The sequence below is a fragment of the Photobacterium profundum genome (assembly GCF_003026285.1).
GTDB lineage: Bacteria > Pseudomonadota > Gammaproteobacteria > Enterobacterales > Vibrionaceae > Photobacterium > Photobacterium profundum.
Genome location: NZ_PYOD01000006.1, coordinates 92,780 through 115,190, shown reverse-complemented (window position 1 = coordinate 115,190; position 22,411 = coordinate 92,780). Strand labels below are relative to the sequence as shown.

The 22,411-nt window shown below is 45.1% G+C and carries 20 protein-coding genes; 13 read left to right on the top strand and 7 right to left on the bottom strand.

Annotation, left to right across the window (positions count from 1 at the left end; translation table 11 throughout):
- Window positions 1–4: 4 nt before the first annotated feature.
- From trmH to C9J48_RS16055, 3 genes are all read left to right on the top strand, one after another.
- Window positions 5–709: a tRNA (guanosine(18)-2'-O)-methyltransferase TrmH gene (trmH, locus tag C9J48_RS16065; protein ID WP_006233308.1), complete on the top strand. Its 705-nt coding sequence runs from the start codon at window positions 5–7 to the stop codon at window positions 707–709.
- Window positions 710–733: 24 nt separating this feature from the next.
- A complete protein-coding gene (gene recG / locus C9J48_RS16060) occupies window positions 734–2,827 on the top strand; it encodes an ATP-dependent DNA helicase RecG (protein WP_006233307.1) in 2,094 nt (697 codons plus the stop codon).
- A gap of 435 nt (window positions 2,828–3,262) precedes the next feature.
- Window positions 3,263–4,642, top strand: coding sequence for a uracil-xanthine permease family protein (locus C9J48_RS16055; RefSeq protein ID WP_006233306.1), 1,380 nt, complete (start codon window positions 3,263–3,265; stop codon window positions 4,640–4,642).
- A 75-nt stretch (window positions 4,643–4,717) separates the two neighbouring features.
- Here the strand turns inward: C9J48_RS16055 and envZ are convergent, their stop codons facing one another.
- Together envZ and ompR are read right to left on the bottom strand one after the other, a co-directional pair.
- A complete protein-coding gene (gene envZ, locus C9J48_RS16050) occupies window positions 4,718–6,043 on the bottom strand; it encodes a two-component system sensor histidine kinase EnvZ (RefSeq protein WP_006233305.1) in 1,326 nt (441 codons plus the stop codon).
- Window positions 6,044–6,046: 3 nt separating this feature from the next.
- Window positions 6,047–6,766, bottom strand: coding sequence for an osmolarity response regulator transcription factor OmpR (gene ompR, locus C9J48_RS16045; RefSeq protein WP_006233304.1), 720 nt, complete (start codon window positions 6,764–6,766; stop codon window positions 6,047–6,049).
- Between the two features lie 296 nt (window positions 6,767–7,062).
- Here ompR and greB point away from each other — a divergent pair, with 296 nt between their 5' ends.
- The gene (greB, locus tag C9J48_RS16040) at window positions 7,063–7,533 is read left to right on the top strand and encodes a transcription elongation factor GreB (RefSeq protein ID WP_006233303.1); all 471 of its coding nucleotides are present in this window, start codon (window positions 7,063–7,065) and stop codon (window positions 7,531–7,533) included.
- A gap of 137 nt (window positions 7,534–7,670) precedes the next feature.
- Here greB and C9J48_RS16035 read toward each other — a convergent pair whose 3' ends face one another.
- Window positions 7,671–8,567, bottom strand: a complete 897-nt coding sequence (locus C9J48_RS16035) for a LysR family transcriptional regulator (protein ID WP_006233302.1) — start codon at window positions 8,565–8,567, stop codon at window positions 7,671–7,673.
- 167 nt (window positions 8,568–8,734) lie between these two features.
- Here C9J48_RS16035 and C9J48_RS16030 point away from each other — a divergent pair, with 167 nt between their 5' ends.
- The 7 genes from C9J48_RS16030 to C9J48_RS16000 all read left to right on the top strand — a co-directional run bounded on the left by C9J48_RS16030 (window position 8,735) and on the right by C9J48_RS16000 (window position 18,405).
- Window positions 8,735–9,127, top strand: coding sequence for a RidA family protein (locus C9J48_RS16030; RefSeq protein ID WP_006233301.1), 393 nt, complete (start codon window positions 8,735–8,737; stop codon window positions 9,125–9,127).
- A 94-nt stretch (window positions 9,128–9,221) separates the two neighbouring features.
- Window positions 9,222–10,670, top strand: coding sequence for an aldehyde dehydrogenase family protein (locus tag C9J48_RS16025; RefSeq protein ID WP_006233300.1), 1,449 nt, complete (start codon window positions 9,222–9,224; stop codon window positions 10,668–10,670).
- 9 nt (window positions 10,671–10,679) lie between these two features.
- Window positions 10,680–11,669 (top strand): membrane dipeptidase, encoded by a 990-nt coding sequence (locus C9J48_RS16020; RefSeq protein WP_006233299.1) that lies wholly within the window; start codon window positions 10,680–10,682, stop codon window positions 11,667–11,669.
- 95 nt (window positions 11,670–11,764) lie between these two features.
- Window positions 11,765–13,327 carry a BCCT family transporter gene (locus C9J48_RS16015; RefSeq protein WP_006233298.1) on the top strand — a complete coding sequence of 521 codons (1,563 nt, stop codon included), beginning with the start codon at window positions 11,765–11,767 and terminating at the stop codon, window positions 13,325–13,327.
- Between the two features lie 94 nt (window positions 13,328–13,421).
- Window positions 13,422–15,122: a hypothetical protein gene (locus tag C9J48_RS16010; RefSeq protein WP_006233297.1), complete on the top strand. Its 1,701-nt coding sequence runs from the start codon at window positions 13,422–13,424 to the stop codon at window positions 15,120–15,122.
- Window positions 15,119–15,853 carry a DUF3726 domain-containing protein gene (locus C9J48_RS16005; RefSeq protein WP_006233296.1) on the top strand — a complete coding sequence of 245 codons (735 nt, stop codon included), beginning with the start codon at window positions 15,119–15,121 and terminating at the stop codon, window positions 15,851–15,853. The genes C9J48_RS16010 and C9J48_RS16005 overlap by 4 nt, the downstream gene beginning before the upstream one ends.
- A 197-nt stretch (window positions 15,854–16,050) precedes the next feature.
- Window positions 16,051–18,405, top strand: a complete 2,355-nt coding sequence (locus C9J48_RS16000) for a Tex family protein (RefSeq protein ID WP_006233295.1) — start codon at window positions 16,051–16,053, stop codon at window positions 18,403–18,405.
- A gap of 126 nt (window positions 18,406–18,531) precedes the next feature.
- Here the strand turns inward: C9J48_RS16000 and C9J48_RS15995 are convergent, their stop codons facing one another.
- From C9J48_RS15995 to bioH, 3 genes are all read right to left on the bottom strand, one after another.
- Complete coding sequence (locus C9J48_RS15995) at window positions 18,532–18,996, bottom strand: hypothetical protein (protein WP_006233294.1); 465 nt, start codon at window positions 18,994–18,996, stop codon at window positions 18,532–18,534.
- Window positions 18,997–19,087: 91 nt separating this feature from the next.
- Window positions 19,088–19,468, bottom strand: coding sequence for a hypothetical protein (locus C9J48_RS15990; RefSeq protein WP_006233293.1), 381 nt, complete (start codon window positions 19,466–19,468; stop codon window positions 19,088–19,090).
- A gap of 106 nt (window positions 19,469–19,574) precedes the next feature.
- Complete coding sequence (gene bioH, locus C9J48_RS15985) at window positions 19,575–20,339, bottom strand: pimeloyl-ACP methyl ester esterase BioH (protein WP_006233292.1); 765 nt, start codon at window positions 20,337–20,339, stop codon at window positions 19,575–19,577.
- 59 nt (window positions 20,340–20,398) lie between these two features.
- Between bioH and C9J48_RS15980 the strand changes: the two genes are divergently transcribed.
- Window positions 20,399–21,112, top strand: a complete 714-nt coding sequence (locus C9J48_RS15980; RefSeq protein ID WP_006233291.1) for a ComF family protein — start codon at window positions 20,399–20,401, stop codon at window positions 21,110–21,112.
- A gap of 117 nt (window positions 21,113–21,229) precedes the next feature.
- Window positions 21,230–21,814, top strand: coding sequence for a Fe-S biogenesis protein NfuA (gene nfuA, locus C9J48_RS15975; protein WP_086004193.1), 585 nt, complete (start codon window positions 21,230–21,232; stop codon window positions 21,812–21,814).
- 143 nt (window positions 21,815–21,957) lie between these two features.
- Here nfuA and C9J48_RS15970 read toward each other — a convergent pair whose 3' ends face one another.
- Window positions 21,958–22,305 carry a 3D domain-containing protein gene (locus tag C9J48_RS15970; RefSeq protein ID WP_373456045.1) on the bottom strand — a complete coding sequence of 116 codons (348 nt, stop codon included), beginning with the start codon at window positions 22,303–22,305 and terminating at the stop codon, window positions 21,958–21,960.
- Window positions 22,306–22,411: the final 106 nt, after the last annotated feature.

The following is a 22,411-nucleotide window of genomic DNA, read 5'->3' as shown; positions in this document are numbered from 1 at the left end:
TATTATGACTCCTGATCGTTACCAACGTATTCATTCAGTACTCGCCACTCGCCAACCAGATTTAACGGTTTGCATGGAAGAAGTACACAAACCAAATAATGTTTCTGCCATTATCCGCACCGCTGATGCTGTGGGTGTCCATAAAGTGCATGCTGTTTGGCCAAAAGAAAATATGCGCGTACTCAGCCATACGTCAGCCGGCGCGCGTAACTGGGTTGAACTCGATACCCACGACAATATGGTCGATGCCATCACGCACCTAAAAGCGCAAGGGATGCAGGTATTAGCAACCAACTTGTCAGATACGGCAATTGATTTTCGTGATGTAGACTACACCAAGCCGACGGCAATTATCTTTGGCGGTGAGAAAAATGGGATCACTGCTGAAGCATTGGCGATGGCCGATCAAGATATCATCATCCCTATGGTTGGCATGGTACAGTCTTTGAATGTCTCGGTGGCAAGTGCATTAATCTTGTATGAAGCACAGCGCCAGCGTCAAAATGCCGGAATGTACGAACGCGAAAAAACCTTATTGCCAAACGAGGTGGTTCATCGCATTCTATTTGAACGCGGTCATCCTGTGTTAGCAAAAGTTGCTCGCCGAAAAGGGCTACCTTATCCACCACTTGATGATAAAGGTCAGATTGTGGCTGATGACAACTGGTGGGCGACCATGCAGGCTATCGAGCCTAAAAAGAACAAATAAAAGAATAAAGGATCAACATAAGCAATGAGCGGACAATTATTAGAAACCATCGCCCTGACAGAGCTGTCTGGTGTTGGGGCTAAAATGGCAGAGAAGCTCGAAAAAGTCGGTCTAACATCGGTTCAAGATCTGCTTTTTCACCTGCCCCTCCGCTATGAAGATCGTACTCGTATCTGGCCAATTGCTCAGGCGATGCCCGGTCAACACATTGCTGTTCAAGGCGAAGTGCTCAATAGCAGCATTACGTTTGGTAAACGTCGTATGCTAACGGTCCGCATTGCCGACAATAGTGGTTCTGCAACATTACGCTTCTTCAATTTCAATGCAGCAATGCAAAATAACTTGGCTGAAGGTAAGCAAGTTAAAGCGTTTGGCGAAATTAAACGCGGTAAATTTGGGTTGGAAATCATTCACCCTGATTACTCGGTGTTTGCAGAATCGGCGTCACTCACTGGTGAAGAAAACCTCACGCCGGTTTACCCAACCACAGAGGGGCTACGCCAGCTCACACTGCGAAACCTGACCGACCAAGCATTGAATTTACTCGACAAATCAGCCGTCACAGAATTACTGCCTGAAGGTTTATACGACCGACAGATGACCATGACACAGGCGCTTCACGTAATGCACCGCCCCACACCTGATGTTTCGCTCGATCAACTCGAAGCTGGCAAACACCCAGCACAACATCGGTTAATCCTCGAAGAGTTGTTAGCCCAAAACTTATCGATGTTGGCCGTTCGCAGTAAAAGCCAACAACATAGTGCGTGGCCATTATCTGCATGTAATAACCCAGCAGATAACCTGAAAGAAAAGTTATTGGCAAGTTTACCGTTCAGCCCAACCAACGCCCAACAACGCGTAATGGCAGACATTGAAGCTGACCTCATAAAACCATTACCCATGATGCGTTTAGTACAAGGTGATGTAGGTTCAGGTAAAACATTGGTTGCCGCACTCGCCGCCTTACATGCGATTCAACATGGTTTTCAAGTCGCCCTAATGGCACCAACAGAACTGTTGGCTGAACAGCACGTCCAAAACTTTGCTCAATGGTTCAATCCAATGGACATTCAAGTCGGCTGGATGGCAGGAAAACTCAAAGGTAAAGCCCGCGAAACAGAATTAGCACGCATTGAAAGTGGCGAAGCAAAAATGGTGGTCGGCACACACGCCTTATTTCAAGATCATGTCACCTTCAAAAATTTAGCGTTAGTCATTATTGATGAACAACACCGCTTTGGGGTGCATCAACGTTTAGAGCTACGAGAAAAAGGGGCAAATGAAGGGCGTTACCCGCATCAGCTCATCATGACCGCAACCCCGATTCCACGCACACTCGCGATGACGGCTTATGCCGATCTTGAAACCTCGGTCATTGATGAATTACCACCAGGCCGTACACCCATTCAAACCGTCGCACTACCCGATACTCGCCGCGCTGCCATCGTAGAGCGTATTCGTTCAGCTTGTCAAAATGAAGGGCGTCAAGCCTATTGGGTATGCACCCTTATCGATGAGTCTGAAGTATTAGAAGCCCAAGCGGCATCTGATACCGCCGATGAGCTGACCGCCCAACTGCCCGAATTAAACGTGGGATTAGTGCACGGTCGGATGAAAGCAGCCGAAAAACAAGAGATTATGCGCCGCTTTAAAGCCGGAGAGTTACAGCTATTGGTCGCAACAACGGTGATTGAAGTCGGGGTAGATGTACCGAACGCTAGCTTAATGGTGATTGAAAACCCTGAACGCTTAGGGTTAGCACAGCTCCACCAGCTACGTGGTCGGGTTGGTCGTGGTAAAGTGGCGAGCCACTGTGTTTTGCTGTACCACGCACCATTATCCAAAACCGCGCAGAAACGGCTGGGCGTATTGCGCGATAGTAGTGATGGCTTTGTTATCGCTCAGCGCGACCTCGAAATCCGAGGGCCAGGAGAGTTGCTTGGCACCAAACAAACCGGTATTGCTGACTTTAAAATTGCCGATCTGGTACGAGACCAACACTTGATCCCACAGGTACAGAAACTGGCACGCTACATTCACGAACAATATCCCAACAATGCCAAAGCCATTGTACAGCGCTGGTTAGGACAACGAGAAAATTACTCAAACGCCTAATGCACTCAAGTCATTTCTCTCACTCATACAAGGCAGCGTTCTAATCAATTAACGCAGCCTTGTTGAAAAATCATCACGAAAGCATGTAAACATTATGTTATTCCGCTGGCTTTATGCCTCTTACTGCCTTTCTATTTCTCACTGTGATCTCGGCACACCTGTAAAAATCTCGCCTCTAGCCCATTAGCTACTTTTTTAGCTTACTGATGCTGTTTTATCGAGAAAGAAAAATAAATCATCAACAAACAAAGCAAACGTTTGCTATTTGCGGCAAGATAATTACAATAGCGCACAAATTTCACCCACTTTCACTTCTCCTTGTGTTCGTTTGGATCTGAGTAACAGCAATCACAGATATATCCAGCATTCACGTATCAATGCCCATTCAGCGCATTCGATCGGGATTAAGAAGTAAGCTTAAGGAATAAAACGGCCATGACCCGCCAGCATAGTGACATTGAAATACCAAGAAATTCAGATCTCATTTACCGTTTAGAAGATCGACCACCGCTACCACAAACACTGTTTGCGGCCACTCAACACTTACTGGCTATGTTTGTCGCAGTGATCACACCGTCGTTGATTATCTGTCAGGCTCTGGGTTTACCTGCAAGCGATACCAACACCATTGTTAGTATGTCTTTATTCGCCTCTGGTATTGCTTCATTTATCCAAATACGTACATTTGGCCCTATTGGCTCAGGTTTACTGTCCATTCAAGGTACCAGTTTCAATTTCTTAGGCCCTATCATTGGTGCCGGTTTAGCATTAAAAGCCGGTGGCGCTGATGTTCCAACGATGATGGCTGCTATCTTCGGTACCATTCTGGTGGCTTCATTGACTGAAGTATTCATCTCACGCGTACTGCAACATGCACAGCGTATTATCACACCACTGGTATCAGGTATCGTTGTCACCCTAATAGGCCTAACTCTTATCCAGATAGGTCTAACATCGGTGGGTGGTGGTTATGCCGCGATTAACGACGGTAGCTTTGGTAGCCTTGAAAACTTGATGCTTGCGGGCACAGTATTAGGCCTAATAGTGTTACTAAACCGCGTCAAAAACCCTTACTTACGCGTCTCTTCGATTGTAATCGCAATGGCAGCAGGTACGGTATTAGCTTGGTTCACAGGTATGCTAAATGCCCCTCAAGAAACGCAAAGTGCTTTCATTGCGATTCCAATGCCGATGCAATATGGGCTGAGCTTTGATTGGGGACTGCTTATTCCGCTAGTGATCGTTTTTGCGATTACATCACTTGAAGCAATTGGCGATATTACCGCGACATCAGAAACCTCGGAACAACCTGTTGCTGGCCCGATTTATCTGAAACGTATTAAAGGTGGCGTATTAGCCGATGGGATTAATTCTGCCATCGCATCAGTATTGAATAGCTTCCCTAATTCAACCTTTAGCCAAAATAACGGCATCATTCAGTTAACGGGTGTGGCGAGTCGTTATATCGGATATTTCGTTGCAGGTATGTTGGTGTTGCTCGGTTTATTCCCTGGGGTTGCAAACCTTGTTCAGTTAATTCCAGAGCCAGTATTGGGCGGTGCAACGATTGTGATGTTCGGTACAATCGCTGCTTCGGGTATTCGTATTATCTCGCGTTGTGAGCTAGACCGCCGTGCCATTCTTATTATGGCGTTATCTTTCTCTATGGGGCTGGGTATTGCTCAGAAACCTGAAATTTTGCAATTTATGCCTGATTGGGTGAAAGGTATTTTATCGTCAGGCATGGCTGCTGGTGGTATCACTGCAATTATCCTAAACCTTGTACTTCCCGAAGAGAAGAAAAACGCAGACTAAGTCTTATAGACTGGTAAACGACACATAAAAAAACGCGCATAATGCGCGTTTTTTTATGTCGATTACCTTTTGATTTTACCTAACCAAAGGCAAGGTGATCTGAACTTTCAAACCACCGTCACTGCGATTTGTCACGGTAATCACCCCATCGTGTTGGTCGATAATCCGTTTCACGATGGCTAAACCTAACCCAGTACCTTCAGCATCACTACCGCGAGCAGAGTCACCACGGGTTAAAGGCTGGAACATACGAGAGACCTGATCTTCTTGAATCCCAGGGCCATTATCTTCCACACAGTACCATGCTGATTTTCGATCTGCAGATGTACCACTTGAAATTTTAACCCAGCCATTGCCATAGCGAAGTGCATTCACTACTAAATTAGCAACACAGCGTTTCATCGCAACTGCATTCGCCTCAATACGCCCCGGGATATCATTCAATCCAAGTTCAACTTCGTTCTCGTACCCGCCTTCACTTTCTGCTACTTCTTGCAGCAAGAAGTTCAAGTCGATATCTTCCATCGCCGGCTTTTTAGTTGATTTCAAATAATCCATAAACTGACTGATGATCTCGTTACACTCTTCAGTGTCTTTGGTCATGCCATCAGCTAAATAACTGTCTTCTGGTGACATCATTTCAGTGGCTAAACGAATACGGGTTAACGGTGTGCGTAAATCATGGCTTACCCCTGCCAATAATAAAGCACGATCATCCTCAAGCTGTTTAATTCCCTCAGCCATCTGATTAAAGGCTTTAGTTACCGCTCGGATCTCTGATGCCCCTTGTTCAGGTAAAACGGGAGGGATCTCGCCACGAGCAACCAATAATGCAGCCCGTTCTAACTCAACCAATGGTCTGTTTTGTATTCGAATAAATAACCAGCCCCCCGCAATCACCATAAAGGCAATGATCAGACTATAGGGAAACAGCGGTGAGAAATCGTCTTCTTGCAGTTCCGATAATGGGATCCGCATAAGATAACCAGGCATCGCATCACATTTCATCCACAGCACATAACTTTCAGCCCCCAACACCAAACGAACTTCCGTTTTAACATCAAGTTCATCCGTCATTTCGTCACTGAGATACTCGATTTCTGTGGCACTGTTATATTCTTTAAGGTCTGGGTCATCGACTGAATGCAATGTCACGCCAAGTTGAGCAAGCAACTGGCGACGCACTGGCTGTTCTAAGTGAAAAGTTTCACCATCATCGAGATCCAGATCCTCTTTCAACATCAAGCGCACTTCATACGCAATAATGCGATTAAATTGCTGTAAACTGGGAAGGAGGGCGTAATTAAGCACGGTCAAATACGAGAAAACCTGACTTGCTATAAGCAAGCCAGATAATAGAACAAGCGTACGGGTAAATGTACTGCGGGGAGAGATTCGCATAGTTTACTTCTCGTTGCCATCGGGAACGAAAACGTAACCTAAACCCCATACTGTTTGAATGTAACGAGGACGACTTGGGTCTTCTTCAACCATTCGGCGTAAACGAGAAATCTGCACATCGATAGAACGTTCCATCGCAGAATACTCACGACCACGCGCCATATTCATTAATTTATCACGCGACATAGGTTCACGTGAATTGGTCACTAACGCTTTTAATACCGCAAATTCGCCAGAGGTTAGCGGCATCGGCTCTTCACCACGGAACATCTCGCGCGTGCCTAAATTCAAACGGAATTCACCAAACTCAACGATTTTGCTATCAATACTTGGGGCACCAGGTGCTTCAATGGTCTGGCGGCGTAACACGGCACGAATACGAGCCAGCAATTCACGCGGATTAAACGGTTTTGGCAAATAGTCATCGGCGCCAACTTCTAACCCCACAATACGATCAACTTCATCGCCTTTTGCGGTCAGCATCAGAATCGGTAGCACACTATTAGCATTACGTAAGCGACGACAAATAGATAAGCCATCTTCACCTGGTAGCATTAAATCTAGCACCATTAAGTGAAATGTTTCACGGGATAACAAGCGGTCCATTTGCTCGCCGTTTGCGACACTACGTACTTGGAAACCTTGTTCCGACAAGTAACGTTCTAATAATGCGCGTAAACGCATGTCGTCATCAACAACCAGAATTTTATAATTTTCCTGCATATCTCACCTTACCTGCATCGATCGTGTTATCGAGTTGTGCGCGTATCTTACTCGAGTCAACCTGACAGAAGCTTAATTTCGCCGCTAAATGTAACCGTAAATTGTAACTAGGTATTTCTGTTTATTATACATCGGGGATTTTTTCATACATTTAACATATGTAACCACAAATGAAACAGTACCTAAGTTACCTTAAATGATAGAAATTTTCTAAATCACTACCCATACTATGAACCAGAATGTAAAAATTATCTAAATCAATCTGCGAAATACTCGCTGACGGTATAGGGCGAACAATGAAAACCAATTTAATTACCCGTGAAGGTTATGACAAACTCAAAAAAGAGCTCGATTTCCTTTGGCGAGAAGAACGTCCTGAGATAACCAAGAAAGTCACTTGGGCTGCAAGCTTAGGTGATCGTAGTGAAAACGCTGACTATCAATATAATAAAAAGCGCCTGCGTGAAATCGACCGCCGAGTGCGTTATTTGCGCAAGCGTCTCGAAGTAGTCAAAGTCGTCGATTACTCCCCTCAGCAAGATGGCAAAGTGTTCTTTGGCGCATTTGTTGAAATTGAAAATGAAGAAGCCGAACAGAAAACATTCCGTATCGTTGGTCCGGATGAAATCTATGGCAGAAATGACTACATTTCGATTGATTCACCAATGGCACGTGCGTTATTAAAGAAAGAGGTTGATGAAGAGTTTGAAGTAGTGACACCTCAAGGCAAAAAGCTCTGGTTTGTAAATACAATTCGCTACGCGTAAATAGAGCCAATCACAATCTGATAAGCCTCACAAAAACCAACATTCTTAAAGCCAGCTGCACAACTTAATCAATGTAATTATTGAGCAGACTGATAGTTAGAACAGTACGAGGCTTTTCTTAGTGTCATATCACGGCACTATACTGCCCTTGACGCTTGCTGACACATTAGCTCTTGCTGGCATAAAATAAAAAAGGCATGTGCTTGTGGTGAAATATGGCGATCGAGCAATCGAAAAATACCAATTTCCCGTTCCACGACAGGATCGTTCAATGGAATCCACACCAATTCTTTTTCATTGGTTGGAAAAGCCAACTTAGGCAATGTAGTGATACCAATGCCCAGCTCTAATACTGAAAATAGCGAGGTAATATTTTCAACCGAATACAAAGCACTCTCTGCTAGCACCCGTGCAGGGGTCGGTGCCAATAATGTGCAGGTACCGTTGTTTATAAAGGGATAGGCTTCAAGTTGCTGCCACTTTAGTCCACTTTTAAATGCTGCTAACGGATGATCGGATAAACACACCACGCCTAATGGGTCTGAAATTAAGGGCGTGAAATCAATACGACTATCATTAATATGCAAGCAATTCCCCAATGCAAGATCAACCTCACCAGCGAGTAGCCGTAACTCAACACCTGCCGCATTATCATCAATTAATGACACTTCCACCTGCGGATGACACGCCGTAAAAGCCGCCAATACTTTCGGGATTAGCTTGGCTGCAACAGAAGGGATACTGCCAATACGCACTTGCCCTAACTGCCCAGCAGCAGCTGCACTTAGATCACACGTTAAACTCTGATAATGATTTAAGAACTGCCGGATCTTAGGTAAACATATTGCGCCAAACGGGGTGAGCTTCACTTTATGCCCCGTTTCAAACAATGTTTGTCCCAGAATTTTCTCGAGTTCTTTCACTGCCGTTGATAGGGCAGCTTGAGAACGGTTTGCCTTGCTAGAAGCTGCACGAAATCCGCCTTCATCCACTACCAGTACAAAATATTTTAACTGCTGCAGCTTAATATCCATTTCTCAACGCATCCTTTTTTTACTCGTTTGTAAGCAACCGAACTTCAACCCTCCCCTATTGATAAATAAAACTTATCAATTGTCAAAAATAAAGCGTTAGATTTATCACTATTTTTTGTGCATGATTTAACCACTTCGAAACATTCGCGCAACATAGTGAGTTAAACATGCCAGCCCAATCAGCAAAAAAACCAGTAAAAACAGAGCTTTTCGCATCTAAAGCACCTTTAGAGTGGGCTGTCGTGAATAACGGTACATTGTATACAGCACAAATCCCAATTGATCAGCAAGGCGTCGTTGTTGAAGGTGGTATTGAAGTGCAAACACGTCAAACCATGAATAATTTAGTTCATACCCTTGAATGCGCAGGCGTTTCTACCGATGCGGTATTACAAGTGCTGATTTATGTTACCGACCGCAGCTACCTTGCTACCGTCAACCAAGTTTACGCAGAATACTTCAACGCCCCTTTCCCTAACCGTGCAGCCGTTGTTGTAGCAGGTTTAGCGCGTGAAGAAATGCTGGTTGAGCTTGTGGTTTACGCTGCTGTCGAATCATAAACAGCGTTCACGGCATTAGCATCGAAGCATTAAAAAATTACGCAAACCGTAAAAGTAGCCCTAATTACATTACGTAACATAACAAGGATTTATCATGACATTTGAAGCAGAAAAAGCCCTCTACATTGCTGGTGAATGGCAAGCAGGCATCTCTACTGTAGCCAATATCAACCCTTCAGATATCTCTCAGCAATTAGGCAACTTTGCACAAGCAAGCCAACAGCAAGTGCAACAAGCAATTGATGCGGCTAAAACAGCGCAGCCTGAATGGGAAAAAACCCCGTTAGAGCACAAGCAAAAAGTACTGCAAGCAATCGGTGATGAGCTTATTGCCCGTTGTGATGAATTAGGCACCTTGCTCTCAAGCGAAGAGGGCAAACCGTTTGCCGAAGGCCGTGGTGAAATATTCCGTGCAGGTCAATTCTTTCAATACTATGCGGCAGAAGTTCTGCGCCAAATGGGAGATCTCGCCCAATCAACTCGCCCTGGGGTATCGGTAGAAGTGAGCCGCGAAGCCGTTGGTGTTGTCGCGATCATCTCTCCGTGGAATTTCCCAACCGCAACGGCAGCATGGAAAATTGCCCCTGCGCTGGCCTTTGGTAACAGTGTTATCTGGAAACCTGCCAACCTTACTCCAGCAAGTGCTGCTGCATTAACTGAGATTATTCATCGCCAAGGTTTACCTGCAGGTACATTCAATTTGGTACTTGGCAGCGGTTCTGAAGTCGGTAATACCCTGATTAATTCAGACCAGATCAATGCCGTAAGCTTCACTGGTTCAGTCGATACAGGCCGAAAAGTCGCCACCGCAACAGCCCCTAACTTTGTTCGTTGTCAGTTAGAAATGGGCAGTAAAAATGCCTTGGTCATCGCTGAGGATGCCGATATTCATACTGCTGTTGAAGCCACGATTATGGGTTCATTTTCGGGTGCAGGTCAGAAATGTACCGCATCTTCTCGCTTAGTCGTACTCGATAGCATTCACGATGCATACGTTGATGCCTTAATCAAACGCATGAGCACATTAAAAATTGGTCACGCCCTGCAAGATGGTGTGTTCATGGGGCCAGTGGTTGATGACAAACAACTCGCATCAAACATGTCATGGATAGATAAAGCTCGAAGTCACGGGGCTGAATTAGCCTTTGGTGGCGAGCAACTTAATCTTGAACATGAAGGCTACTACATGTCACCGACCCTGTTTTTGAATACAAAAAACGATTGGGATGTGAACCAAGAAGAAGTCTTCGCACCGATGGCGAGTGTCATTCGTGTCAACGACCTTGAGGAAGCAATTGCAACAGCCAACGATACACGTTTTGGCTTAACAGGCGGCATCATCACACAAAGCTTACGTACCAGTGCACTGTTCAAGCAACAAGCGCAAACAGGCTGTGTCATGGTTAATCTACCAACAGCAGGTACTGATTATCATGTGCCATTTGGTGGTCGTAAACAATCAAGCTTTGGTCCTCGAGAGCAAGGCCAGTACGCAAAAGAATTCTACACCATTGTAAAAACCACTTACCAGCGCCCTTACTAAGGAACGTCTATGTATCAGGATCGTATCATTATTGATGGTTTGCAGTATTGCAATTGGGATCGTGCGTATTTTGAAACACTAAAAGCAAGCGGCATTACCGCTGTTCATGCCACGGTGGTTTATCACGAAACAGCACGCGAAACCTTAACGCGTTTTGCAGAATGGAATCTTCGCTTTGAGCAAAACAGTGATCTCATTATGCCGATTATGAGCATGGTAGATGTCACCACAGCCAAAGAAACTGGCCGTGTAGGTATTTTCCTTGGTGCGCAAAACTGCTCACCGATTGATGATGAGATCGGCCTGATCAGTGTGATGCGCCAACAAGGGTTGCTGATCATGCAACTGACTTATAACAACCAAAGCCTACTGGCGACAGGATGTTATGAACAGGAAGACTCAGGTGTAACACGTTTTGGTAAACAAGCCATTGCCGAGATGAATCGAGTGGGCATGATTGTGGATATGTCTCACAGCGCTGAACGCTCAACGCTAGAAGCTATCGATATATCTTCTCGCCCGATTTGTATCAGCCATGCCAATCCGAATTTTGCGCACCCAGCATTACGAAATAAATCGAATGAAGTCATTCAATCATTAGCCAGCCGCGGTGGTTTAATTGGGTTCAGTTTGTATCCATTCCATTTACCCAATAGCAGCCAATGTACTTTAGAAAAATTCTGCCAAATGGTCGCAGATAGCGCCGAATTAATTGGCGTCGATCATCTCGCTATCGGCAGTGACTTATGCCTGAACCAACCACAAGAAGTGTTGGAGTGGATGCGAAATGGTCGTTGGTCGAAAGCCATGGACTATGGTGAGGGTTCATCAAGCAATTCAGGCTGGCCAGATGCACTTCCGTGGTTTTGTGACAACAAGGGGATGGAAAACATTTACCACGGCTTGATAAAACAAGGCTTCAGCGAAGCTGAAAGCAGCCAAGTCATGGGAGAAAACTGGTTCAGCTTCTTACAGGATGGCTTAACGCCAGTCAGCTAAACTCAATCATGGCCTGCGCATAATAATTACCTTAAGCAGGCCTATAGCAAACATTTTGTCCAAGCAATACCAATAACGACGCCTGGAGATACACAATGTCCGACTTCACCAATGCAGTAAAAGCAGAACATATTCCAACACCACAATCGACAGCCGAAAAGCTCGGGCTCGATAACCCCGCCTTATGGATAAGCGGTGGTTTTATAGCCATTTTTGTCATGCTTGCGTTATACGACAATGCTCTACTCTCAGAGTTAGTCAATACTGGCTTTTCTTGGTCGGTGAAAATTTTTGGTCCTTATTGGCAAGTATTATTATTACTTACTTTTTTGATCAGTATCGTTTTAGCCGTAGGCCGTACCGGACACGTTCGCTTAGGTGCGCTTGATAAGCCTGAAATAGACGGTTTCCGTTGGATGGCAATCATCCTATGTACTCTGCTTGCAGGAGGTGGCGTATTTTGGGCCGCAGCCGAGCCTATCGCCCACTATATGAGCCCACCGCCATTGTATGGGCCACAAGAAAATCCTCAACAAGGTGCGATTAATGCTTTATCACAATCGTTCATGCACTGGGGGTTCCTCGCATGGGCCATTCTTGGCAGCTTAACCTCTATTGTATTAATGCACCTGCACTACGATAAAGGTTTACCTCTACAGCCACGTACTTTGCTCTACCCTGTTCTAGGTAAGCGAGCATTAACCGGTTTAACCGGTGCAATGATTGATGCTTGCTGCATTATTGCTGTCGCCGCAGGAACAATCGGTCCTATCGGGTTCCTAGGGTTACAAATCAGTTTTGCCTTAAATGCACTATTTGATATTCCTGATGGCTTTACCACCCAATTTATCGTGATCCTTTGTGCCATTGCGATTTATACCTTATCAGCCTTAAGCGGTCTGAACCGCGGGATTCAAATACTTAGCCGCTATAACATCATTCTAGCTGTTGGTTTAATGGCCTACATCATGATTTTTGGCCCTACTAGCTTCATTGTAAATAGCTATATTCAAGGCGTCGGCAGCATGATAGACAACTTTATCCCTATGGCAACCTACCGTGGTGATGAAGGCTGGCTAAGCTGGTGGACAGTATTCTTCTGGGGCTGGTTCTTAGGCTATGGTCCTATGATGGCGATCTTTATTGCCCGTATTTCACGTGGTCGTACTATCCGTCAATTAGTGATGGCGGTAAGTATCGCTGCACCGATTATTACGTGCTTCTGGTTTACTGTCGTCGGAGGTTCAGGCGTCGCCTTTGAAATGGCCGATCCAGGTTCCGTTAGTAAAGCTTTTGAAGGTTTCAATCTTCCTGGTGCCCTACTTGCCATTACCCAACAGTTACCTTTCCCATTAATTGTCTCGATTCTGTTTCTTATCCTGACAACGATCTTCATTGTCACAACTGGCGACTCAATGACTTACACCATCAGTGTGGTAGTCAGTGGCGACACCGAACCTAATGCAGTTATTCGTATATTTTGGGGCGTGATGATGGGGGTAACAGCACTCATCCTAATCTCCTTAGGCTCAGGTGGTGTCTCGGCGTTGCAGTCTTTTATCGTCATCACTGCAGTCCCCGTTTCTCTTATCTTGCTGCCATCGCTTTGGAATGCTCCAAAAATGGCAATGAGAATGGCAAAGGAACAAGGTTTATAACACGCAACTTATCTACCAGGTCGGGCAGTGAACTTTGCTGCCTTTATCAATAATGAGTGACTAAAGCTCAAATAATAGAATCATGGTGAGCAATATGGATGCACATCGTTGTGCTGGAACCCAATCACAGTTACGCCACCCAGATACGGTAATGGCGCCAGAACGATTGGGAGCAATGCATCAGAGTCGTATCAGTTTTGTACGTAGTTTGATCCGTCGTATGGCTAATCAGAAATGGGCAGTATCTCAAGTTCAATGGGATATTTCCGAACAAGGGTTTGGGGTAGCGGTATACCGCTTAGACACACCAAACCATCACTACCATTTAGTAGTATTTTCTGATGCTATTGCCGATGAAGACCGTAACGATCGCGTGATCGCTGAAAAGTGGGATGTAACGTTTGCACTTGTACAAGGTGATATTGATAAAGCATTTTTAAACCAGTTACAAAACAATGTGCCACTCCAAGAAGCAGGCCGTAACTCAAGCCAAGTATTGGTGCTTGCTCGCGCCAATAAAAGTGTGCGGGTCTTTGATCATTTAGTCTCCTCACTGGCTAAAGGGCAACAACCAGATTCGCAAGTTCTGGCTAATGTTGGTTACATCCTACGCACGACAGCTGTTTATGGTAACGGTAAATTTGGTATTGCAGATTTTGAAATTTTAGATGATAACCCAGATTTCAATCTCTCTTTCAGTGCTCAAATGTGCGCAGTCTATATGTTGCGCCAATTCAGTCTTGATTGGGTGCACTTCTTAGCCAAACAACAAGGTGGCTCTAAAGCCGCTCTGCTGGCTCGTCCATTACAGCGTTATTTAGGCGTAGGAAATGCCACAGGACTAGGGATGGCACCCTACCTAATTCGTCATCCACGTATTGTTGATCAATGGTTGTCAGAACGCGAAAAAGCCCTTGCAGCAGTATCAGCATGCACCATTACGCCTGTTGCCAATAATGCTATTGAACCATTATTACACCGTGCCATCGCACACCTTACGCAAGTTGTCACCATTAACGAACATCAACAAAAATTGAACGCAGAAGCGATCAATGACATTCACAACATCATGGCTAACATTACTACTGCTCAACAAAAACAGTGGCAATGGAAACAGTTAATTGAAGATAACCAGCAATACTGTAACGAAGCTCAAGAAATCACTATTTCGTGCATCATGGAGCTGTATCCAGAATTAGTTGATAGTCACGAAAACAGCATGAATGCCGATGAAACATTAGCATTGGCACCCGGAATCACAGTTCAAAAACTGACGGAAGTACTGAAAGAACGCTACCGTTGGGCACTCGATATCGACTTTTCTTCTGCCGAAAACAGCTATTGGTTTTGGTACCGCTCTGAAGACAAAGAAGAACCAAGAATGGGGGTTCGTGGTGAAGAGCCCGGTGATGATCGTGAGTTAGCCCTCGATATCGCGCGTCAGGTTTATCGTTTACATGCAGCATTGGCTGCCGTAGAACCGTCGCAAACCTTGGCTGAGTTTCTGCTACATCAACCACAATATCGTTCTATTGCACGTAGGGCATGGACACTAGGGCATTGCCCTATGGGTGATATTCAAATGAATGTCTTAGACCAACATGCTTTACCTATGCACCTATTACGTTGCAAATTAGCGATGTTTGGCGCCACGAAGTTTGACCCTCGCTCAGATCGTTGGGTGCGAGTCACTTTCTTCCAAGGGGCGCCTTTAACTGACGAAATCCACGACCAAGAGTGGTTATTTCCACTACTACCCACAAACACTGAATCAACACCGGAGGCACAGGCATGATGCAAGTATCACACAACGAATTGGTCGTACTCAGTGCCAAAGCCTTCGATGGATTGCACCGACACTGTGGTGAATCAGACATGATCGCGAATATGGTGGCTGATTTAGAAATGGCAGGGTTAAATGGTGTCCAACATTTTGTGAATGCCCTCGCCTTCATGAAAAATGAAAACGATGGCCCTGTACAGGTCGATGCCTTTACAGGCTCGCAGCTAACGGCGAATCTACACGGTTGCAGTATCTTATGTCACTTACCGACCTTGTTGGATTACACCATTGAAAAGTTAGTCGACCAACCCACAATTACCTTACACATTGAGCAATGCCATAATCGCTGGCTAGCCTTTGGTGAACTGGTCAAACTGGCAGGTAAAGGCCTATCGGTAAAAGCACAATGGTATAACGGCAGTGATCCTAAACATGTCGTGTATGTACTGAATGCGGGGTACATCTTGCCTGATATTTACCTCTCCACGGCTGAACCAACAATGAATAAGCACTCTTTGACGATAGAGATCAGCAAAACACCTATTCCACAACCGGCAGTAACAGAACACCATCAGCACATTTCATCTACCAGCCTCGCCGCTGCAAAACAGCATGCTTGGCAACATGGTGTAACGGTCAATAAATCTGACTGGCTCAAGATCAAGCAAACGGCGGGGGGAATATTAGTTGAATCCAGTGATGCGTCACGTTTAGGTGCTGGTGAATCTCAGCCCTACGTATAACGCCGCACTACTGTCGATTTAAAAGCCTAACGAGTACAAACAAACCAGCCTTCCAGCAAGCAAGAGTAATCGTTTGCTGGTTTTTTCTTACCGAGAAGCTGGGCACTGACACACTCTTAACATGCCATACCTTGTCACCACGGGAATCCTCCGTAGAATACAGTGCATAGTTTATGGCAACCAAGAGATACCAACGGATGAGCAACTCTATCAATCAGATGATTGCCAGCGAACTGAATGTTCGCCTTGAGCAAGTTACAGCCGCAGTCACTCTGTTAGATGACGGTAATACGGTTCCTTTTATTTCGCGTTACCGTAAAGAAGTCACCAACGGGCTGGATGATACTCAGCTACGTAATCTGGAATCCCGCCTAGGGTACTTGCGTGAAATGGATGATCGTCGAAAAACCATCCTTAAGGCAATTACCGAGCAAGGAAAACTAACCCCACAATTGGAAGCTGAAATTAATTCAGCTGACAGCAAAACACGCTTAGAAGATCTGTACCTGCCTTATAAACAAAAACGTCGTACCAAAGGACAGATCGCGATAGAAGCCGGTTTAGAGCCGCTTGCCGATATATTGTGGCAGCAACCCACTAACGATCCAGAAGCAACAGCAGCTCAATATATCAATGCAGACAAAAGCATAGCTGACACCAAAGCTGCACTCGATGGCGCTCGCGCGATCTTGATGGAACGCTTTGCCGAAGATGCAGCACTACTGCATAAAATCCGCCGTCAACTTCAAACCAATGCCGAATTTACCTCTTGCGTGGTGGCAGGTAAAGAACAAGAAGGCGCGAAGTTTAAAGATTATTTCGAGCATAATGAACGCCTCAAAAATGTACCGTCACACCGTGCACTCGCCATGTTTCGTGGCCGTAATGAAGGCTTCCTGCAACTATCATTGAATGCAGATCCGAATCAAGAAGAAGGCGTACGCGGCTCTTACTGTGAAATCATTATTGCTGATCATTATGGCGTCAAAATCGGTACACAACCTGCCGATGCATGGCGTAAGCAAGTCATTAGCTGGGCATGGCGCATTAAAATATCAATGCACATGGAAACCGAACTAATGAGTGCATTGCGTGAAAAAGCCGAAGACGGTGCTATGCAAGTATTTGCTGACAACCTGAGTGATTTGCTGATGGCGGCACCAGCAGGCCCGCGTACCACATTGGCACTCGATCCTGGTTTACGTACTGGCTGTAAAGTTGCGGTGATCGATACCACAGGTAAATTAGTCGATATTGCCACCATTTACCCACACCAGCCACAGCGTCAAGTTGCACAATCTGAAGCAACAGTTTTAGCCTTATTAAACAAACACCAAGTCAACTTAATTGCTATCGGTAACGGAACTGCTTCACGTGAAACAGATGCCTTTGTTGCCAAGATCTTAAAAGACAACAACCTCAAAATTCAAAGTGTCATGGTCAGCGAAGCAGGTGCATCGGTTTACTCAGCTTCAGAACTTGCAGCCAATGAATTTCCTGATTTAGATGTGACGATCCGTGGCGCCGTCTCTATTGGTCGCCGCCTACAAGATCCATTAGCAGAGCTGGTGAAAATTGATCCTAAAGCCATTGGTGTTGGTCAATATCAACATGATGTAAGCCAAAGCATGTTGGCTAAACGTCTTGATGCTGTCGTGGAAGACTGTGTAAACGGCGTGGGTGTTGATGTAAATACGGCATCAGCAGCCCTACTCTCTCGAGTGGCAGGCTTAACCAAAACCATGGCGCAGAATGTGGTTGATTATCGAGATGAGCATGGCCGTTTCGAAAGCCGTACTACCTTGAAAAAAGTCGCACGCTTGGGGCCAAAAGCTTTTGAACAATGTGCGGGTTTCTTACGAATCATGAACGGTAAAAACCCTCTCGATAGCTCGGCAGTTCACCCCGAATCGTATGCTGTAGTAAAAACCATTGCCGCGAATAACAGCAAAGCGATGGATGCCATCATTGGTAACACAGAGTTTTTACGTAGCCTAAATGCTGCTGACTATACCGATGAAAAATTTGGCCTACCAACGGTTACCGATATTATCAGCGAACTTGATAAGCCCGGTCGCGATCCCCGTCCTGAATTCAAAACAGCCACGTTTGCTGAAGGTGTTAACGAAGTCAAAGACTTAATACCAGGCATGATTCTAGAAGGTGTTATTACCAACGTAACTAACTTTGGTGCCTTCGTTGATGTCGGTGTTCACCAAGATGGTCTGGTACATATTTCAGCGCTATCAGATAAATTCATCTCTGACCCACGTGAAGTCGTTAAAGCCGGTGATGTGGTCAAAGTCAAAGTGATGGAAGTGGACTTGCAACGTAAACGTATTGCAATGTCGATGCGCATGGGCGATGAGCCGGGACAAGAAAAACCCGCTCGTAAGCCACAGCAAAACCAAGCACGCAGTACTGCAAACCATAATGCACAGAGTAATAACCGCGGTAACAGTAATAGTCCAAAGGGTAACCAAGGAAATCACTCAGCAGGCGGAGCTATGGGTGGTGCATTTGCCGCCGCATTTGCCAAAGCGAAAAAGTAAATCGGTTTAAATTAAGCTTTAGCGCAGCTAATCATAATAAAAGAGTCAGTATGAAAATACTGGCTTTTTTATTGGGTAATCAAGATGCAGCAAAGAGATTGTTCAAAAGGCTATGAAGAGAATGGCTTACAGCACCACTAAATATTCAGTAGGCGGATTAGGTACCGTTGCCTGTGCATAACGGTGAGCAACAACCCCTTTAGTTCGTTCGTTATTGCTGATTTTCTCAAGCTGCTCCAGTATTTCCCGAGGCAGTTTAATGTGCATCGAGTAACCGAGTTCGGTCACTGGCGCCATGTAACTATCGGCAGATAAGGCTTTTACTAACAGCTCAAATTCATCTTGATAGCCATACTGCTTTTCAATGGTCTCAGGCAGTTCACTGTAATTTGGGTGCTCACTCGGATCCCATGATGGCTTCTTAAACTGTTTTTCTTCGCTGCTTAACGGCTTTTCACGGGGAGATTCAGCCGTTTGCGTAGGAGGAACAATTTTCTCACGCACACGGTTATCCCGCGCAGCCTGTTCGGTTGGCGGATTAACAGAGGGAGCAACAATCGGTGCTCCAGCATTGGCTGGCGAAAAAATCATACAGTGGTATTACCATATCCTTGTAAAACACGATCGCTATATATCAAGATTTCATACATTGAGATCATGAGTATATACCTAAGCAAACGGTTTAGGCGATGGCAAGTAATACCGTTGCTACGGTTCCTATCGCCGAAAGTACTTGTCCCGCAGTATAAAAATCATCGGTGTTAGTTTCTACTGTATCAGGATGATCCATCCCCAATGCACCGTAAGCAAAAGATTCAGCGATACTGCTGTCTTCTTCTACCATGCCATCTGCATTCTTTTTAACTTGTGCTTGTGTATCCGCTTCAGCGGCCAACTTACGTTTTGCATCATCAGAGATACTCACTGTTGTACCCGTAGCTTTACTCACACTGGCATTATCAGCCTGTGATTTTTCGGCATCCGTTTTTACAATCCCCGCAGTTGAGGCTTGTAATGTTGCCGGAGAATACGTTGAACTATTCCCCACACTTCCTATTGTCATATGGCCTCTCGTAAATAGAGTAATTCCATTAAAATCTCTATCGGCAAAACAATCAAAAAGTTTAACTTTTAATCACCAATTCCCTGTGCACATGACAACATCAGCTCTATTTAATGAAATCTCTCAACGTTTGCACAAATTCCTCTGGATGAGAAATGAAAGGTGCATGCGACGCGGCGGCAAAGATCTGCCGATGAGACTGAGGGGCTAATTGGTCCATATCTTTCGCTACTTTAGCGGGAACCAAACCATCTAACCGTCCATATAAGCGTAACCATGGTTGGGTTATACCACCTAACTGTGCGCGTAAATCAACATCAGCCAATAATCTTAGCCCTATCGATAAGGCTTCAGGATTAGGCTGTGGTCGTGATAACACCGCTTGCTTTAGCAATTTGATGTCTTGCCTTGCAGTAGGGCTTCCCATCGCTTGTAGTGCGAGAAAGCGCTCAACGGTTAATTGAAAGTCATCACCGAGTTGACGTCGAAAATCATCCAAGACCTGAGGCTGAATGCCTCGCCATGTGCCTTCAGCTGCAAAACGTGGTGAACTTGCTACTGTAACTAAACGAGTAACACGCTCTGGTGCCAGTAAAGCCGCTTGTGTTGCCACTAAACCGCCCAAGGACCAACCTAACCACGTTGCAGACATTGGTGATTTATCAAGCAACAGTTGTGCCATCTCTTCAATACTATCGGCAGAGATATCATGACTATGACCGTAACCCGGCATATCAACCCAGTGCACGCGATAAAAAGGAGTCAGTAATGGCAATAATTGCTGCCACACCGCACCATTCATTCCCCAACCATGAATGAGAACCAGATCCGAACCTTGCCCTTCAGTTTGCCAATGTAGCGCCGTTGTCATTTACACTTCCTTTTTAAAATCACATTGTCGAAAACATTCACCTTATAAGGATGGCAAGGATGTTATCCCTTTCATCGCTAAAATCAATGATTCTACAACTCAATCAACGTCGATGGACCAACTCACAATGTCAGCTATGCCAATTACCACTGCCGGATAATGAGTCGATATGGTGTCGGCATTGCATCGCCCATTTCCCTCAACCACCTCACTGTACAAGGTGTGGCACCACTACCGTCAACCCAGTTGAACAATGTGGACAATGTTTACGTTCACCTCCGCCATGGCACCGTCTCTATCGATTAGGCGAGTACGATTTCCCACTCAAACAGATTATCCATCAACTTAAATTCAACGGTAAATTTTGGCTTGCTAAACCATTGGCTGATCAGTTCGTATTATCTCTCGACCAGCCGGCTCCTTTGATTTTACCCGTGCCATTACATGCAACACGACGCTTTAACCGTGGTTTCAATCAAAGTGCACATTTAGCATGGGCTATCGCCAAGGCAACAAATAGTCAATGTATCGCGAATGGCTTCAAACGCCAGCGCTATACCAAGGTGCAAAAACAACTGACTAAAAACGAACGGAAGAAAAATGTTCATCAAGCCTTTATACTTAAGATAAAGTCGTTACCCAAGCATGTCGCGATTGTCGATGATGTAGTGACAACGGGTAGCACTGTTGCCGAACTCACCCGTTTGCTACTAAATAACGGTGTTGAACGGGTGGATGTCTACTGTATTTGCTATACGCCCTCAATCGAATGATCGTGAAAATCATCGAAATTAGTGACGAAATCATGGTTGCGAAGATTAAGGGGTGATAGAAAGTACGTCTAAGAGTAGAATAGATTAAATCTTACTAAATAGGTCAGGTATTACGTCGTGTCTATGATCACTATTACTGAAAGCGCTCAGCAGCACTTCGGCAAGCTTCTTGCCCAGCAGCCTGAGGGTACAAACATTCGTGTCTTCGTGGTAAATCCAGGTACTCAAAATGCTGAGTGTGGTGTGTCTTATTGTCCACCAGAAGCGGTTGAAGCGAGCGATACTAAAATCGAGTTAGAGCTATTTGATGCTTACCTTGATGAACTAAGTCTTCCTTTCTTGGATGATGCTGAAATCGATTTTGTTACCGACAAAATGGGCTCACAGCTAACCCTTAAAGCGCCTAACGCTAAAGTACGTAAAGTGTCTGACGACGCAACGCTAATGGAGCGCGTTGATTACGCAATCCAGACTCAGGTGAACCCGCAATTAGCGGGTCACGGCGGTAATGTATCTCTAGCTGAAATCACTGAAGACGGCGTCGCAATCCTCCAGTTTGGTGGTGGTTGTAACGGTTGCTCAATGGTTGATGTGACGTTGAAAGAAGGTATCGAAAAAGAACTTCTTGCTCAGTTCGCAGGTGAACTGACAGGTGTTCGTGATATCACTGAACACGCACGTGGCGAGCACTCGTACTACTAAGTTAAGCTTCCTTCAAGGTAGTCGCGAGGGAATAACGACAAAAAGTCCTTATTTCTGCTACAAAAAAGCCGCATTTAGCGGCTTTTTTTATTCTTCAGCGGTCAGTAAAGTCAGTCGACTATACTGCAACCCAAAATCATTATTTAGATTAAGGTAATGGTGACACTACGGCGTCCCCAATTCTTAGCTGCTTGAATATCTTTACCCATATAGATATCAATTTTACGCGTCCAGCGCTTATTCATTTTATCCATAACGGTATATTCACCCGGCAAACCTGAAATCTTCACTTTAGCGCCGTGAGTCAGCCCCATACCTAGAAGATCACGCGAGACTGCAATCACCTTCATCCCTGGTTTTAATCTATCGCCCCAAGCCGCAATGGATGGATTAGCGTTGGTTTGTGCTCTTACTGAGTTATATGCTGTCGCTGTTACTTTAAGGTTCTTTACACTGCTAGCCAGTGCATTTGTTCCCCAGCCTAATGACATTACTACCAGTAAAAACACCCAAATCGTTCGTTTCATTGATATCACCTGTTTAACAATTGTGCACATTTTAAACAGATCAATAACCAAATGAATAGCATTTTTTGTC

Coding starts and splice junctions, on each gene's coding strand:
- recG (WP_006233307.1), top strand. CDS start 734: ATGAGCGGACAATTATTAGAAACCATCGCCCTGACAGAGCTGTCTGGT.
- bioH (WP_006233292.1), bottom strand. CDS start 20,339: ATGACAACGGCGCTACATTGGCAAACTGAAGGGCAAGGTTCGGATCTG.
- C9J48_RS16035 (WP_006233302.1), bottom strand. CDS start 8,567: ATGGATATTAAGCTGCAGCAGTTAAAATATTTTGTACTGGTAGTGGAT.
- C9J48_RS16030 (WP_006233301.1), top strand. CDS start 8,735: ATGCCAGCCCAATCAGCAAAAAAACCAGTAAAAACAGAGCTTTTCGCA.
- ompR (WP_006233304.1), bottom strand. CDS start 6,766: ATGCAGGAAAATTATAAAATTCTGGTTGTTGATGACGACATGCGTTTA.
- C9J48_RS15980 (WP_006233291.1), top strand. CDS start 20,399: ATGTTATCCCTTTCATCGCTAAAATCAATGATTCTACAACTCAATCAA.
- C9J48_RS16005 (WP_006233296.1), top strand. CDS start 15,119: ATGATGCAAGTATCACACAACGAATTGGTCGTACTCAGTGCCAAAGCC.
- C9J48_RS15990 (WP_006233293.1), bottom strand. CDS start 19,468: ATGACAATAGGAAGTGTGGGGAATAGTTCAACGTATTCTCCGGCAACA.
- trmH (WP_006233308.1), top strand. CDS start 5: ATGACTCCTGATCGTTACCAACGTATTCATTCAGTACTCGCCACTCGC.
- C9J48_RS16020 (WP_006233299.1), top strand. CDS start 10,680: ATGTATCAGGATCGTATCATTATTGATGGTTTGCAGTATTGCAATTGG.
- C9J48_RS15995 (WP_006233294.1), bottom strand. CDS start 18,996: ATGATTTTTTCGCCAGCCAATGCTGGAGCACCGATTGTTGCTCCCTCT.
- C9J48_RS16000 (WP_006233295.1), top strand. CDS start 16,051: ATGAGCAACTCTATCAATCAGATGATTGCCAGCGAACTGAATGTTCGC.
- C9J48_RS16025 (WP_006233300.1), top strand. CDS start 9,222: ATGACATTTGAAGCAGAAAAAGCCCTCTACATTGCTGGTGAATGGCAA.
- C9J48_RS16010 (WP_006233297.1), top strand. CDS start 13,422: ATGGATGCACATCGTTGTGCTGGAACCCAATCACAGTTACGCCACCCA.
- C9J48_RS15970 (WP_373456045.1), bottom strand. CDS start 22,305: ATGTCATTAGGCTGGGGAACAAATGCACTGGCTAGCAGTGTAAAGAAC.
- envZ (WP_006233305.1), bottom strand. CDS start 6,043: ATGCGAATCTCTCCCCGCAGTACATTTACCCGTACGCTTGTTCTATTA.
- C9J48_RS16015 (WP_006233298.1), top strand. CDS start 11,765: ATGTCCGACTTCACCAATGCAGTAAAAGCAGAACATATTCCAACACCA.
- greB (WP_006233303.1), top strand. CDS start 7,063: ATGAAAACCAATTTAATTACCCGTGAAGGTTATGACAAACTCAAAAAA.
- C9J48_RS16055 (WP_006233306.1), top strand. CDS start 3,263: ATGACCCGCCAGCATAGTGACATTGAAATACCAAGAAATTCAGATCTC.